The organism is Clostridium sp. HCP1S3_C6, assembly GCF_052066735.1.
Lineage (GTDB): Bacteria > Bacillota > Clostridia > Clostridiales > Clostridiaceae > Clostridium.
The window spans coordinates 48931-64012 of the sequence record NZ_JBQHRN010000006.1 but is presented as its reverse complement, the minus strand read 5'-3'; the positions used below and the strand labels follow the sequence as shown (position 1 = coordinate 64012).

13 protein-coding genes and 1 riboswitch are annotated in these 15082 nt (G+C 28.1%); of the genes, 10 read left to right on the top strand and 3 right to left on the bottom strand.

What is annotated here, in order from left to right; all coding sequences use genetic code 11:
* Positions 1 to 62: 62 nt before the first annotated feature.
* The 8 genes from ACTNAO_RS03605 to ilvC all read left to right on the top strand — a co-directional run bounded on the left by ACTNAO_RS03605 (position 63) and on the right by ilvC (position 7597).
* On the top strand, positions 63 to 932 hold the full coding sequence (locus ACTNAO_RS03605) for a substrate-binding domain-containing protein (protein ID WP_441026262.1): 870 nt from the start codon (positions 63 to 65) through the stop codon (positions 930 to 932).
* 59 nt (positions 933 to 991) lie between these two features.
* Entirely contained in the window at positions 992 to 1843 is an 852-nt protein-coding gene (gene pstC / locus ACTNAO_RS03600) for a phosphate ABC transporter permease subunit PstC (protein WP_441026260.1), read from the top strand.
* Positions 1843 to 2742 carry a phosphate ABC transporter permease PstA gene (gene pstA / locus ACTNAO_RS03595; RefSeq protein ID WP_441026258.1) on the top strand — a complete coding sequence of 300 codons (900 nt, stop codon included), beginning with the start codon at positions 1843 to 1845 and terminating at the stop codon, positions 2740 to 2742. Before pstC ends, pstA begins: the two co-directional genes overlap by 1 nt.
* Before the next feature lies 1 nt (position 2743).
* On the top strand, positions 2744 to 3493 hold the full coding sequence (gene pstB / locus ACTNAO_RS03590; RefSeq protein ID WP_441026256.1) for a phosphate ABC transporter ATP-binding protein PstB: 750 nt from the start codon (positions 2744 to 2746) through the stop codon (positions 3491 to 3493).
* A 1-nt stretch (position 3494) separates the two neighbouring features.
* Entirely contained in the window at positions 3495 to 4136 is a 642-nt protein-coding gene (phoU, locus tag ACTNAO_RS03585) for a phosphate signaling complex protein PhoU (protein ID WP_441026254.1), read from the top strand.
* A 110-nt stretch (positions 4137 to 4246) separates the two neighbouring features.
* Positions 4247 to 4924, top strand: a complete 678-nt coding sequence (locus ACTNAO_RS03580) for a response regulator transcription factor (RefSeq protein WP_441026252.1) — start codon at positions 4247 to 4249, stop codon at positions 4922 to 4924.
* A gap of 2 nt (positions 4925 to 4926) precedes the next feature.
* A complete protein-coding gene (locus ACTNAO_RS03575; protein WP_441026250.1) occupies positions 4927 to 6312 on the top strand; it encodes an ATP-binding protein in 1386 nt (461 codons plus the stop codon).
* 268 nt (positions 6313 to 6580) lie between these two features.
* The gene (gene ilvC, locus ACTNAO_RS03570; RefSeq protein ID WP_441026248.1) at positions 6581 to 7597 is read left to right on the top strand and encodes a ketol-acid reductoisomerase; all 1017 of its coding nucleotides are present in this window, start codon (positions 6581 to 6583) and stop codon (positions 7595 to 7597) included.
* A 30-nt stretch (positions 7598 to 7627) separates the two neighbouring features.
* Here ilvC and ACTNAO_RS03565 read toward each other — a convergent pair whose 3' ends face one another.
* Positions 7628 to 8788 (bottom strand): PucR family transcriptional regulator, encoded by a 1161-nt coding sequence (locus tag ACTNAO_RS03565; RefSeq protein ID WP_441026246.1) that lies wholly within the window; start codon positions 8786 to 8788, stop codon positions 7628 to 7630.
* Positions 8789 to 8975: 187 nt separating this feature from the next.
* Between ACTNAO_RS03565 and ACTNAO_RS03560 the strand changes: the two genes are divergently transcribed.
* Positions 8976 to 10328, top strand: coding sequence for an aspartate aminotransferase family protein (locus ACTNAO_RS03560; protein WP_441026244.1), 1353 nt, complete (start codon positions 8976 to 8978; stop codon positions 10326 to 10328).
* A gap of 364 nt (positions 10329 to 10692) precedes the next feature.
* On the opposite strand, the gene ACTNAO_RS03555 is transcribed toward ACTNAO_RS03560, so the two are convergent.
* Entirely contained in the window at positions 10693 to 11721 is a 1029-nt protein-coding gene (locus ACTNAO_RS03555; protein ID WP_441026242.1) for a transposase, read from the bottom strand.
* Between the two features lie 212 nt (positions 11722 to 11933).
* Positions 11934 to 13346, bottom strand: a complete 1413-nt coding sequence (locus ACTNAO_RS03550; RefSeq protein ID WP_441026240.1) for an aspartate ammonia-lyase — start codon at positions 13344 to 13346, stop codon at positions 11934 to 11936.
* 259 nt (positions 13347 to 13605) lie between these two features.
* Positions 13606 to 13680: riboswitch (Fluoride riboswitch) on the top strand.
* 50 nt (positions 13681 to 13730) lie between these two features.
* On the opposite strand from ACTNAO_RS03550, the gene ACTNAO_RS03545 reads away from it, so the two are divergent.
* The gene (locus ACTNAO_RS03545; protein WP_441026238.1) at positions 13731 to 14933 is read left to right on the top strand and encodes a chloride channel protein; all 1203 of its coding nucleotides are present in this window, start codon (positions 13731 to 13733) and stop codon (positions 14931 to 14933) included.
* Positions 14934 to 15082 lie beyond the last annotated feature (149 nt).

Below are 15082 nucleotides of genomic sequence, written 5' to 3'. Positions count from 1 at the left end.
TTAACTTTCTTATTATATATTAAATTCGAGAGGTAAAACTTTTTATACGGAGGCAATATATAATGAAAAAAGTATTAGGAATCTTTAGTGGGATAGTCTTTATGTCTTATGTTTTTGTTCTGACAGGTTGTAGCAAACAAGATAAATTTTCTAATATAAATCCTGTTACAGTAGTATCAAGAGAAGATGGATCTGGAACAAGAGGAGCATTTGTTGAACTTTTTGGAGTTGAAGAGAAAGATTCAAATGGAAATAAGAATGATAATACTACAGTAGAAGCAAGTATTACAAATAACACATCTGTTATGATGACAACAGTTCAAAGTGATATATATGCAATTGGATATACATCTCTTGGAGCATTGAATGATAGTGTTAGAGCATTAAAGATTGATGGAGTAGAACCTACTGCAAAAAATATAAAAAATAACACTTATAAATTATCACGACCTTTTAATGTAGTCATATCTAAAGAAACAACTAAAGAGGCTCAGGATTTTATAGATTTTATATTAAGTTCTGATGGACAAGCTATAGTTTCTAATAGTGGGTATGTACCAGTAGAAAGTGAAAATGAGTATGAAAAGAAAGATCTTTCAGGAAAAGTAGTAATTGCAGGCTCATCATCAGTGTCACCAGTAATGGAAAAACTTAAAGAAGAGTATGAAAAAATTAATCAAGGTGTAAAGATAGAAATTCAAACAAGCGATTCTACAACAGGAATAACAAGTGTTAAAGAAGGTATATGTAATATAGGAATGACGTCAAGAGATTTAACAGATAACGAATCATTAAGTGGCATTAAATCTTTAAAAATAGCTATGGATGGAATTGTTGTTATTGTTAATAAAGACAATGATTATGAAAATTTATCATCAGAGGATGTAAAAAAAATATATATAGGTGATGCTCTTCATTGGGCTGATTTTTAAAATCATAAAAAATAATTATCAAGATATTTTATAAAAATTTCTTGATAAAGGAGAAGCGTATGGGAAAATTTAAAGAAAAAATAATGAAAAACGTATTTTTAGCAGCAGCATGTACATCCATTGTAGCAGTACTTTTAATATGCGTATTTCTATTTTACAATGGTATACCTGCTATGAAGGAAATTGGTTTTTTGAATTTCTTGACAGGTACAACATGGAAACCTAAAAATGACGTTTATGGAATACTTCCTATGATACTTGGAAGTATATATGTAACAATAGGAGCAATAATAATTGGAGTACCTATTGGAATACTTACAGCAGTATTTATGGCAAGGTTTTGTCCTAAGAAATTTCATAAAGTAATAAAACCTGCAATAGATTTACTTGCAGGAATTCCATCAGTAATTTATGGATTTTTTGGACTTACAGTTCTTGTGCCATTTATAAGAAATTATATTGGCGGTAATGGTAGTGGAATACTTACAGCATCAGTTCTTCTTGGAATTATGATACTTCCAACTATTATTAGTGTATCAGAAGCATCTATTAATTCAGTACCAAACAGTTATTATGAAGGTGCTTTAGCACTTGGTGCAACTCACGAAAGAAGTGTATTTTGTGCAGTACTTCCAGCTGCTAAATCTGGAATAATGGCTGGTGTAATACTAGGAATAGGAAGAGCTATAGGTGAAACAATGGCAGTAATTATGGTTGCTGGAAATCAGGCAAGAATTCCAACAGATATATTAAAGGGTGTAAGAACACTTACTGCAAATATAGTACTTGAAATGGGATATGCTACAGATTTACACAGAGAAGCATTAATTGCAACGGGCGTTGTATTATTTATCTTTATCCTTATTATAAATTTTGCATTTGCAATGGTTAAAAGGAGGCAGAAAAATTAATGGAGCATGTTAATGAAAAAGTTGAAATTAAGCAGATTAATAAGCATACTCTTAAGCAAAAATTAATGTCATACAAAAGAACACCAGGGTCATTTATAGTGTTACTTTTGGTATTATTATCTGCAATTATTACAATAGGTGTTCTTGGATTTTTAATAGCATATATATTAATTAAAGGTGTGCCATATTTAACTGGAAGCTTATTTTCATTTACATATACATCAGATAATGTTTCAATGATGCCTTCAATAATTAATACTATATTAATTACATTTTTGTCAATAATAATAGCAGTGCCTATTGGAATGTTTTCTGCTATATATATGGTCGAATATGCAAAGAAAGGTAATAAAATAGTAGCAGCAGTAAGGCTTACAGCGGAGACATTAACAGGAATACCATCAATAGTATATGGACTTTTTGGAATGTTATTTTTTGTAACAACATTAAAACTTGGTTATTCTATTCTTGCTGGTGCATTTACTTTAGCTATTATGGTTTTACCAGTAATTATGAGAACTACAGAAGAGGCACTTCTTTCCGTACCTGATTCTTATAGGGAAGGAAGCTTTGGACTTGGAGCAGGAAGACTTAGAACAGTGTTTAGAGTTGTTCTTCCTAGTGCAATTCCAGGAATTTTATCAGGAATTGTATTATCAGTAGGAAGAATAGTTGGTGAAACAGCAGCTCTTATTTATACAGCAGGAACTGTAGCAAATCTTCCAAGCAGTCTTTTATCTTCAGGAAGAACACTTTCTGTTCATATGTATTCACTTTCAAGTGAAGGACTTCATACAAATGAAGCTTATGCAACAGCAGTTGTTTTGTTAGTGATAGTAATGATTTTAAATTTTGTATCATCTTTTATTGCAAAGAAGATAGGTAAAAAAGGAGAATAGTATGGATAAATTTAACGTAAAAAACTTAGATTTATATTATGGCGACTTTAAGGCGTTAAAAGATATAAATATAGATATTAAGTCAAATGAAATAACAGCATTTATCGGACCATCTGGATGTGGTAAATCTACTTTCTTAAAAACATTAAATAGAATGAATGATTTAGTTGAAGGATGTAAAATAGTTGGAAAAGTAAACCTTGATAATGAGGACATATATGGAAATATGGATGTTAATGTTCTTAGAAAAAGAGTAGGAATGGTTTTTCAGAAACCTAACCCATTTCCAATGAGTATATATGATAATATAGCTTTTGGACCAAGAACACATGGTATAAAATCTAAGGCAAAATTAGATGAAATAGTAGAAAGATCATTAAGAGGTGCAGCAATTTGGGATGAACTTAAAGACAGATTAAAAAAGAGTGCTCTTGGTTTATCTGGTGGTCAGCAACAAAGACTTTGCATCGCAAGGGCACTTGCAGTAGAACCTGAAGTAATTCTTATGGATGAACCAACATCAGCTCTTGATCCTATTTCTACATCTAAAATTGAAGATTTAGTAATAGAATTAAAAGAAAAATATACTATAGTAATGGTTACTCATAATATGCAACAAGCTACTAGAATATCTGACAAAACTGCATTTTTCTTAATGGGACAAATTGTAGAATATGATGAAACAGAAAAATTGTTCTCTATGCCAAGAGATAAGAGAACAGAGGATTATATAACAGGGAGGTTCGGTTAAAATGAGAAACAGATTTGACAGACAATTAAAGCAGTTAAATGATGAACTAATTGAAATGGGAGATTTAATACAGGATGCTATAAGAAATGCTGTATCTGCACTTATTACAAGAGATGCTGAAAAAGCAAAGGTAGTTATTAAGTCTGACAATGATATAGATGATAAAGAAAGAGAAATAGAAGCGTTATGCTTAAAACTTTTAATGCAGCAGCAACCAGTAGCTAAAGATTTACGAATAATATCATCAGCTCTTAAAATGGTTACTGACATGGAAAGAATAGGTGATCAAGCTAGTGATATTGCTGAAATAACAGTTACTTTAAGTCAGTTTGAATATATAAAAAAACTTGACCATATAGAGCAAATGGCAAAGGAAACAATGCTTATGCTTATGAACTGTTTAGAGGCTTTTGTAAATAGAGACATAGATATGGCCCATAAGGTAATATCACATGATGATATTGTTGACGAGTTATTTGCAAAGGTAAAAAGAGAATTAGTTCTTTTAATAAATGAAGATGTAAACAATGGTGAACAAGCGGAAGATTTCTTAATGATTGCTAAATATTTTGAGCGTATAGGAGACCATGCAACAAATATTGCTGAGTGGGTAATATTTTCTATAAGTGGTGAGCATGAATAAATTCTATGATTTTTGTAAGGCCTAATTTTAAAGAATTAGGTCTTATTTATGATATAAACACTAAATAGTGTTAAAATATATAAAAAGGAAATAATATGAGGTGAAAAAAATTGGCATCAATATATGTTGTTGAAGATGATGAAAATATAAGGGAGATAGAAACATTTGCACTAAAAAATAGTGGATATACTGTAACTGCTTTTGAATGTGCAAAGGATTTTTACAGTAAAATTGCATCTAAAGTACCTAATCTTGTTATTTTAGATATTATGCTTCCAGATGAAGATGGACTTGAAATTTTAAGAAAGCTTAGAAATAGACCTGAAACAAAAAAAATGCCTATAATTCTTGTTACTGCAAAAACAACAGAAATAGATAAGGTTAAAGGATTAGATTTAGGAGCTGATGATTATTTAACTAAGCCTTTTGGCGTCATGGAAATGGTATCTAGGGTAAAAGCACTTTTAAGAAGAAGCATAGATATGTCAGAAGAAAAATTCTTGTCTTATGGAAGTATATTTATTGATAATGAAAAAAGAGCAGTATATGTTAATGATGAACTTATAGATTTAACATATAAGGAATATGAACTTTTAAAGCTTCTTATGATTAATGTAGGAATTGTTCTTAAACGAGAAGTTATAATGGACAAGATATGGGGAGGGAATTTTGAAACTGAATCAAGAACAATGGATGTACATATGAGAACACTAAGACACAAATTAAAAGAAGCAGGATCAGAAATTAAAACAGTAAGAAATGTTGGTTACATAATGGGGAATAATTAATTATGCTAAAAAAAATTAAAGACTTTATAGGATTTAATAATTCTATAGGAAAGACAATGAAAAGAAAAATAAATTTCCAATTACTTCTTATTGCAATTATTGCAATAGTATGTACAATAATGGCTAGTCTTATAATATATTATGATGCATTTAGAAATCAAGTATTAGAAGACTTGCGAGGATATGCTCATATTCTTGAAAAGTATGATATATATGAGGGTACACATGAAAAATATTATGACCCTGATACAGATAATTTAAGGATTACTGTTATTAATCAGGATGGAACTGTTATTTTTGATAGTAAAGCTGAAACTAGTGATATGGAAAATCACTTAACTAGGCCAGAAATTGCAAATGCTATTTCAAATGGAGAAGGACAATCTATAAGAAAATCAAAAACAAGTTCAAAAAATACATTTTATGTGGCAGTTAAATTAGATAATGGGTCAGTACTTAGAGTGGCAAAGGAATCCAATAGCAGTTTAGGATTATTTATAAAAATTATTCCAATAATTATTGTTATAATTATTTTATTAATTATATTATGCATAATTCTTGCACATTATTTTACAAGGAGTATAGTAAAGCCTATTGAAGAAATGACAGATAATATTGATAATTATACAGCTAATTCATCCTATAAAGAACTTGAACCGTTTTTTGATAGAATAAAAAACCAGCATAAAGATATATTAAAAAGTGTAATGATAAGGCAAGATTTTACAGCAAATGTATCTCATGAATTAAAGACACCTTTAACTTCAATATCCGGATATTCAGAAATAATACAAAATAAAATGGCAACTGAAGATGAAGTAGTAGAATTTGCAAAGAAAATTAACAAGAGTTCAAAGAGACTTTTGACTTTAATTAATGATATTATAAAACTTTCTGAATTAGATTCAACAGATTTAGAGGTGCCTTTTAGTAAAGTTAATTTAAATGTGGCAGCAGAAAAATGCGTAAGTGCATTAGAGGTAAATGCAGAAAAACATAATGTAACATTAGTTGAAACTGGGGAAAGTAATTGCTATATTTATGGCAATATTGAACTTATTAATGAGATAATATACAATTTAACAGATAATGCCATAAGATATAATAATGAAGGTGGAACTGTTAAGGTATTTGTATATTCTAATGAAGATAAGGTTATTTTAGAAGTAAAGGATAATGGCATAGGTATACCTAAGGAGCATCAGGATAGAATTTTTGAAAGGTTTTATAGGGTAGATAAGAGCAGATCGAAACTTACAGGTGGTACAGGATTAGGTCTTGCTATAGTAAAACATATAGTTGCAAAACATGATGCGAAAATTGAAATAGAAAGTGAAGTCGGAAAAGGAACTATTATAAAAGTTATCTTTAAAAAGGTAAATAATTAATTTTTTGTATTTGAAGTAATATTATAAAATAAATGATAAAGTGATAAAAAAATTACGTTTACTTTATTATATTTATAATTTTACTACGTTTTTGTTATAATACTTGAATAATTTTGTCAATTGGTGTATTCTAATATAAAGAAACAATAGTAATTAAAAACAATATTTGCTATGCGCAATGGAATATGAAAATGTTTCGTTGAGACAATATATTAAAAGATAAAAAGCTATAAGTTTTTTATTTTAACTACTTAGGAGGTTTTTTAAAATGAATAAGATCTATTATCAAGAAGACTGTAACCTTTCATTGTTAAAGGGAAAGACTATCGCAGTTATTGGATATGGTAGCCAAGGACATGCACATGCATTAAATGCAAAAGAATCAGGATGCAATGTTATCATTGGACTTTACAAGGGAAGTAAGTCTTGGGCAAAAGCTGAACAACAAGGATTTGAAGTATATACAGCTGCTGAAGCTGCTAAGAAGGCAGATATCATTATGATATTAATAAATGATGAACTTCAAGCTGATATGTATAAGAAAGATATTGAACCAAACTTAGAAGAAGGAAACATGTTAATGTTTGCTCATGGATTTAATATTCATTTTGGTCAAATAGTACCACCTAAAAATGTAGATGTTACTATGATAGCTCCAAAAGGACCAGGTCATACAGTAAGAAGTGAATACCAAGCTGGAAAAGGTGTTCCTTGCTTAATAGCTGTAGAACAAGATGCAACTGGACAAGCTAAAGATTTAGCATTAGCTTATTCATTAGCAATTGGTGGTGCAAGAGCTGGTGTTCTTGAAACTACATTCAGAACTGAAACTGAAACAGACTTATTCGGTGAACAAGCTGTACTTTGCGGTGGTGTTGTAGCACTTATGCAAGCAGGTTTCGAAACATTATGTGAAGCTGGATATGATCCAAGAAATGCATATTTCGAATGTATTCATGAAATGAAATTAATAGTTGATTTAATATATCAATCAGGATTTGCAGGAATGAGATATTCAATATCTAATACTGCTGAATATGGTGATTATATAACTGGACCTAAGTTAATAACTGCAGAAACTAAGAAGACTATGAAGAAGATATTAAAAGATATCCAAGATGGTACATTTGCAAAAGATTTCTTATTAGATATGTCTAAAGCAGGTGGTCAAGCTCACTTCAAAGCAATGAGAAAGTTAGCTTCTGAACATCCATCAGAAAAAGTTGGAGCAGAAATACGTAAGTTATATAGCTGGAATGGTGAAGATAAATTAATAAACAACTAATTCTTAGTTATTTAAAAGAGACTTCTATTTTTAGAAGTCTCTTTTAATATTCAAAATTTCTTTTATATAATAGGACATTTCATATAATAATCTAGTATCTGTATTTTCAAAGTTACATTTAGTTAATGATTTTATTTTTTTTATTCGATAATTAATTGTATTTCTGTGAGTGTATGTAATAGATGCTACTTTTTGTACGCTGCAAGAATTAAATAGATATAATTTTAATGTATCAAGATAATTTGTATTATGTAACTTATCATAAGTTTCTAGTTTTCCAAGAGTTTTATCATACATTTCTTTAAGAATATACTTATCATTTACATCTAAAATAAGTTTATATATTCCTATATCATCATAATGTATTATATCTTTTTTCTTTAAATTACAAATTGTAAAACTATATAAAGCTTCTTTATATAAGGTTTTTATACTATCAATAGATTTTTTTATAGAACTTATTCCTATGTATAATTCACCTTGTGATTTTGAGTTTAAAATATCACAAATGGAACTTAAATCATTTATCATTATATTATTAAATAAAAGAAGAAGAGAGTTATCCTTAAATATATAACTATATTTTATATTGCTATTTATAAATTTACTATTAATAGAGTTACTTATATTTTTGTAAGATATATTACAATCCTTATTTTCAATTTTTGGTGAAACTTTAATTAAAAGGTAATTTCCTTCTAAATTATAATTGTTTTGAAGAAGTATTTCTTTGGCATCAGAATTTATATTATTGTTATTAAAAATCAACCATTTAAATGCATTACTTACATTCTTTTCTTTTTGATTATTCAATATAATTTCATTTGAGAAGCTTTGCATTATATCAACTAAGTGAATTTCCCAGGGCATAGTAAATAGAGGAAAGTTTTTTTTGTTGCATAAATCTATAACACTTTTGGGGATTTCTTTTATATATTTTCCAGTATTAATAATTAATCCTGATGCATTATTTTTAATAAGATTATTAATATAATTTAGAAGATCAGAACTATTAGAATTTGCTAAACAAGTTGTTAAAACTAACTCATTTCCTTTTATAAAATTTGTGGTAGTAGTATCTTCTGAATAATAAACCCATGTAACAGTGTTAGAAATTCCTTTGTGGCCGGCGCATAAATTTAATTTGAAAATATTATTGTTTTCATACAACTCTTTTAATGTAGTACTCATATTATCACCTATCCTAATACTATTTTAGTCGTTTTGCACTAAAAATACAAAAAAATTTGTGCTTAACAATGTTGTTGGGTAAATATGATTGTGCTAAGATAATAATAAATAATAAATGTATGACAAAGAAGTCGAAAATTTCTTAATATGTCATACATTTTTTTTGTTTTTTAAGGAGGAAAATATTATGTTGAGAGATGATTTGCCTAAAATAATTACAAGTACTTTGCCAGGGCCAAAAGCAAAGGAGATTATAAAGAGACGTGAAAAAGCAATTCCAGATGCTATAAAATGTGTTTATCCAGTTGTAATTGATAGAGCTGAAGGAGCAATAATAGAAGATGTAGATGGAAATAAATTTTTAGATTGGGTTGGTGGTGTTGGTGTATTAAACATTGGATTTAGCCATCCTGAAATAATTGATGTAGTAAAAAAGCAAAGTGAAAAGTACTTTCATGGAATGTTTAACATAGTAACTCATGAAGGTTATGTAAAACTTGCAGAAAAATTAAATCAGATTGTACCAGTAAAAGGTAATGAAAAGAAAACTTACTTTGCAAATAGTGGGGCAGAGGCAGATGAAAATGCAGTAAAAGTTGCAAAAGCTTATACAAAAAGACCTAATATAATATGTTTTTCAGGGGCTTTTCATGGCAGAACTAATTTAACAATGGCAATGACAGCTAAAAAAGCATATGCAAAAGGTCTTGGACCTTTTCCAACAGGAGTTTATAGGGCTGAATATCCTTATTTGTATAGGAAACCAGAAGGAATGACAGAAGAACAAGCAATAAAATACTACATAGATTCAATATATAAGGTTTTTGAAGAATCTTCACCAGCTGAATATATTGCAGCAATAGTGGTTGAGCCTCTTCAAGGTGAAGGTGGATTTATACCAGCACCAATTGAATGGGTTAAGGCTGTTAGAAAAATATGTGATGATAATGGAATAATGCTTATTGCTGATGAAGTTCAATCAGGATTTTGTCGTACTGGTAGAATGTTTGCTACAGAGTATTGGAAAGAGGCAGGAGTTATGCCAGATATATTAGCAACAGCTAAGTCAATAGCTGCAGGGTTACCTTTAAGTGCTATAATAGCTAGAAAGGAAATAATGGATTCTGTAGTTTCAGGAACTATTGGGGGTACATTCTGCGGTAATCCTCTTGCATGTGCTGCTGGATTAAAAACAATTGAAATAATGGAAAGAGACAATCTTGCAGATAGATCTTTAGAAATAGGTAAAATAGTAACAGATAGGTATAATAAATTAAAAGAAAAATATGAAGTGGTAGGAGATGTAAGAGGACTTGGAGGTATGATTGGTATAGAATTTGTTAAGGATAAAAAATCAAAGGAACCAAATGGTGAATTTGTTAAAAAGTTAGTTGCCGAATGTGCTAATAATGGGCTTATTGTAGAGAATTCTGGTAGTCATGGTCAAGTTATTAGATTTTTAGCACCACTTGTAATTACTAATGAACAACTTGAAGCAGGTCTTGATATATTTGAAAATGCTATAAATAAATTAAGTTAGGATATTATATGTAAGAAAAACATCATGTATGTTACACAAAATAGTGATAAAAAATTATAAAGTGTAAAAAATATATAATATAGATTTATATTAAAAAATATTTATATCGTATATGTTATATAAAACAGTGATATAAAAGTATGTTTTATTGTGTTACAAATTGAAATATTATTGTACACATGAAAAGAATACATTATATTGCTGTTTTTTATAGTAAATAGAATTCATATAATAATAGGAACATTAGTTTTATAAAGAAAAAACTAATTAATTGTATTTAGCAAAGCAAAATAAGTTAAAATCAAATTTCGAAAAAATTATTAATTATCATAAAATAAATTATTAATTATCATAAAATAAATTATTACATACAAACTAAAAATTTATTAAATAATTTGAACAAAGATAAATACTTACACAAATTTTTTGTGGCTACACCTCTATATTTTTTAAAAAAGAATTTGATTCCAATAGAAACATCGTATATTTCATTAAGGTTATATGAATTTAGAGGGTTTTTTATATCCTGAAATAAATTTAATGCTTTTTTTATAGAAAAATAAGAAATAAGTGTTTTGTAGTAACTTATATTAAAAATATTATCTGTGATTAATATGCTTTGTTTCTTGATTTTTCCCTCCAAAGCTAATAGCAGATCTATTTCAGTTACTTTGTTACTGCTTTTTCTTAAAATATTTTTTATAATATTGTTATTATATTTAATTTTAAAGAATTTTCTTTTGAAGTTTTGGATAGTTAAAAAATTATTAAATTTATTGTTGCTTGCTTTATTAGAATTATAAGAAAATCTATTTATGGTATTTATATAGTTGTTAGAATCTTTTACAATAGGTTTAAGTAACAGGATATTATTATTATCCAAGGCTGTTATAACAGGTATATTTTTACGTGGATATTTAAAAACAATTTTCTTTTTATGGTTTCCTTTAAAATTTTCTTTGAATAATAAAGATCTGCAGAATATTGTTCCAGAAAGATTGGAAGAATTATTATTACTATTTATGTAACTTAATACTTTGTGTCTCCAAAGGAAAGCAGTGGTGGTGCTTATATTTAAAATTTTTGCAGTCTTACGAAGAGAATATTGTTTTATAAGGCAATTTAAAAAATTAATTAATAACAAGTGTTGTTTTTTAGAATAATATATACAAGTTTTTGTACTAAGAATAAAGGATTTGGAGCATTTTTTACAAAGGTATCTTTGCGTGGTGTTGTTTTTTCCGTTTTTTACTATATGATTATTATAACAATAAGGACATTGAATTTTATTTATTGAAGATTTAGGATATATCAATTGTAAAATATAGTTGATAATTTTATTTTCATTAAGAATATTTATTAAAAATTTATTTATAGATTCTGTGTGGTTCATTTAAAATTACTCCTTGAAAAGAATTAGATATTTAAATTATTTCCCTAAAGGAGTAATTATATTCATTAAAAATAATTTTTTTATCACTATTTAGTGTAACAGACTAAATATATTTTAGAGTATACATTTGAAGTCTTATATTTTAGAGTATATATTTGAAGTCTTAATTTATGCAAAAAAATAAGATGCCTTATAGAAAGACATCTCTATTATTATACTGCAAATGCTTTAATATTTGAGGTATTTGGAACTGTCATGGCAAAAGGTTCTAAAACTTCATCAAGTTTCTTTGGGCTCATAAGTTTTTTGGATAATACAAGTTTCTTTATTGGAGTATTAGTTCTTAAAGCTTCTTTTGCAAGTTCAGCACTCTTTTTATAACCTATATAAGGGCAAAGAGCTGTCACAGTACCAACACTGTTTTCAAGTAATTCTAAGCATCTTTCTTTATTAGCTGTAATACCTATTATACAGTTATCAACAAATGTATTAACAGCAGAAGTTAATGTTTCTATTGATTCAAATATATTATAAAATAGTACTGGTTCAAAGGCATTAAGTTCAAGTTGACCAGCTTCAGCTGCCATTGTTATTGTATAATCATTGCCAATAATATTAAATGCAACTTGCGAAACTACCTCTGGGATTACTGGATTGATTTTACCTGGCATAATAGAGGAACCATTTTGTTTGGCTGGAAGGTTTATTTCTGCAAGTCCAGTTTTTGGACCACTTGATAACAATCTTAAATCATTTGCCATTTTTGATAAATTTACAGCTGCAGTTTTTAATGCAGATGATACAGAAACAAAGGAATCTAAGTTTTGTGTTGCATCTATAAGATTATCAGCTTTATATAATTTTTCACCTGTTATCATTTCGAGAGTTGATGTTATGTTATCTAAATAATAAGGATTAACATTAATGGAAGTTCCTATTGCTGTTGCACCTAAGTTTATAACTCTTATTTCATCACAGACTTTAGTGAGCCTTATTATATCTCGACTAATTACAGAAGCATATGAATTAAAGGATTGACCAAGTCTTATAGGAACTGCATCTTGAAGTTGTGTACGTCCCATTTTTATAACATCATCAAATTCTACTGCTTTAATCATTAAAGCTGAATGTAATTTTTCAAGAGCTTTTAAAGCTTTTGGGATTAATTTTAGTATTGTTAATTTACCAGCGGTTGGAAAAACATCATTGGTAGATTGTGACATATTTACATCATCATTTGGATGTATAATACTGTAATCACCTTTTCTACCATTTAATATTTCAATAGCTTTGTTTGCAATAACTTCATTAGCATTCATGTTTGCAGATGTTCCAGCGCCACCCTGAATTGGATCTACTATAAAGTCATCATCAAGTTCACCAGAGATAACATAATTACAGGCCTTTATTATAGCAGAAGCTTTGCTTTGAGAAAGTTTGCCAGCGTCAGAATTTGTTATAGCAGCAGCTTTTTTTATTTCAGCAAGACTTTTTATTAAATCTTTGTGCATTGTTTTTCCTGTTATGTGAAAGTTGTTATAAGCTCTTAATGTTTGAACACCATAATATGCATTATTATTTATTTCTAAACTTCCTATTGAATCGTATTCTATTCTTTTACTCATAAAAAAACCTTCTTTCAAAATATATTTTTAATAGTATAAGTTACATTTTTCTAAGTGCGTTTCTATTTCCTTAGCACAGTTAGAGATTAACACTATTTAAAAAACAAGTAAATATATTAAGCAAAAATGCAGAATAAAGAGAAATGTAAAAGTATACAACTTTATAATGTAAAGTTTGTATAAAAAGAAATTAAAAATTTAAGTATGACAATTATAGTTAAATATAATATTATTGATGAGTGTTAAAAAAAATAGTATAATGTTTTTAGGGAATGAATGTCTCCCTTGATTTTAAATCTAAACCGCAATTATTGCTGATGACTTCTATGAGTTTTTCATAGGGTTATCAGCTTTTTTTGAGTTATAACATAATTAGGAGGTTTTATGAATAAAAAAAAGTGCATTACAATTTTTAAATTAATTGTATCTTCTATTTTAATTGGATTAGTAGTAGGAGCTATTGATACTGTTTTTGGCAGGGTATTAATTAAAATTACTAATTTTAGACAAGAAAATTATATGTTTTTAATTCCATTTTTATCTATTGGTGGTTTGATTATTATATATGTTTACGACAAGTATGGAAAAAATACCGAAAGTGGAATGAATATGGTATTCGAAACTGCTCAAGGGAAAAATGATAAGATTCCATTAAGGCTGGTGCCATTAATTACAATATCTACATGGATAACTCATCTTTTTGGTGGTAGTGCAGGTAGAGAAGGAGTTGCAGTTCAGATTGGTGCTACCATTTCAGACTTTTTTTCTGAAAAGTTAAAAATAAAAGAGTGTAAAAAAACTTTGATTTTAGTAGGAATGGCAGCAGGTTTTGCAGGATTATTTCAAACTCCTATTGCTTCTGTATTTTTTGCACTAGAAGTAGTGTTTATTGGTGTAATTAAATATGATGCATTAATTTTAGCTATAATATCAGCTTTTACTTCAAGTTATACTTCAAGTATGTTAGGACTTGAAAAGTTTTCTTTTAATTTATCATCGGAAATTAGTGTTAATGCTCCCTTTATAATTAAATTAATTTTGATAAGTTTTGCTTTTGCACTAGTAGGAAAATTATTTGCCCTTTCTTTAAAAAAGTTAAAATCATTTTTTAACAAAAAAATTGAAAATAAATATAAAAAAATATTTTTTATGTCACTTATATTATCAGCATTATTAATAATCATAATTAAAGGACGTTATGGAGGTCTTGGAACAAACCTTATAGAATTAAGCTTTAATAGGGGGGATATATATTACTTTGATTGGATTTTAAAACTTATATTTACTGTATTTACATTAGCAATTGGTTTTCAAGGAGGGGAAGTTACGCCTCTTTTTGCAATAGGTTCAAGCCTTGGAGCAGTACTTGCCTTAATACTAGGGCTCCCAATTGAGTTTTGTGCAGCCCTTGGATATATAGGAGTATTTTCTGCTGCAACTAATACATTTATAGCACCTATATTTATAGGTGCAGAAGTTTTTGGATTTACATATATGCCATATTATTTTATTGTATGTGCAATTGCTTACATATTTAGTGGTGCTGATTCTATATATGGAAAACAAATCATTAATAAAAAAAGTTAAAATTATGATAGCCATTGCATAGGTGGTAAAAGGAAGCAGTGAAGAAGTGTTTTTAGAATTAAAGAAAAAAATCATTTGTAAAGCATTGAACCTAAAAATACTTAGGTTCAATGCTTTTTTTATAAAAAACATAATAGTATAAAAAGATG

Excerpts from the sequence above, each read along its gene's own strand:
- ACTNAO_RS03560 (WP_441026244.1), top strand. The coding sequence starts at position 8,976 with ATGTTGAGAGATGATTTGCCTAAAATAATTACAAGTACTTTGCCAGGG.
- ACTNAO_RS03605 (WP_441026262.1), top strand. The coding sequence starts at position 63 with ATGAAAAAAGTATTAGGAATCTTTAGTGGGATAGTCTTTATGTCTTAT.
- ACTNAO_RS03550 (WP_441026240.1), bottom strand. The coding sequence starts at position 13,346 with ATGAGTAAAAGAATAGAATACGATTCAATAGGAAGTTTAGAAATAAAT.
- ACTNAO_RS03575 (WP_441026250.1), top strand. The coding sequence starts at position 4,927 with ATGCTAAAAAAAATTAAAGACTTTATAGGATTTAATAATTCTATAGGA.
- pstA (WP_441026258.1), top strand. The coding sequence starts at position 1,843 with ATGGAGCATGTTAATGAAAAAGTTGAAATTAAGCAGATTAATAAGCAT.
- ACTNAO_RS03545 (WP_441026238.1), top strand. The coding sequence starts at position 13,731 with ATGAATAAAAAAAAGTGCATTACAATTTTTAAATTAATTGTATCTTCT.
- ilvC (WP_441026248.1), top strand. The coding sequence starts at position 6,581 with ATGAATAAGATCTATTATCAAGAAGACTGTAACCTTTCATTGTTAAAG.
- ACTNAO_RS03555 (WP_441026242.1), bottom strand. The coding sequence starts at position 11,721 with ATGAACCACACAGAATCTATAAATAAATTTTTAATAAATATTCTTAAT.
- pstB (WP_441026256.1), top strand. The coding sequence starts at position 2,744 with ATGGATAAATTTAACGTAAAAAACTTAGATTTATATTATGGCGACTTT.
- pstC (WP_441026260.1), top strand. The coding sequence starts at position 992 with ATGGGAAAATTTAAAGAAAAAATAATGAAAAACGTATTTTTAGCAGCA.
- ACTNAO_RS03565 (WP_441026246.1), bottom strand. The coding sequence starts at position 8,788 with ATGAGTACTACATTAAAAGAGTTGTATGAAAACAATAATATTTTCAAA.
- phoU (WP_441026254.1), top strand. The coding sequence starts at position 3,495 with ATGAGAAACAGATTTGACAGACAATTAAAGCAGTTAAATGATGAACTA.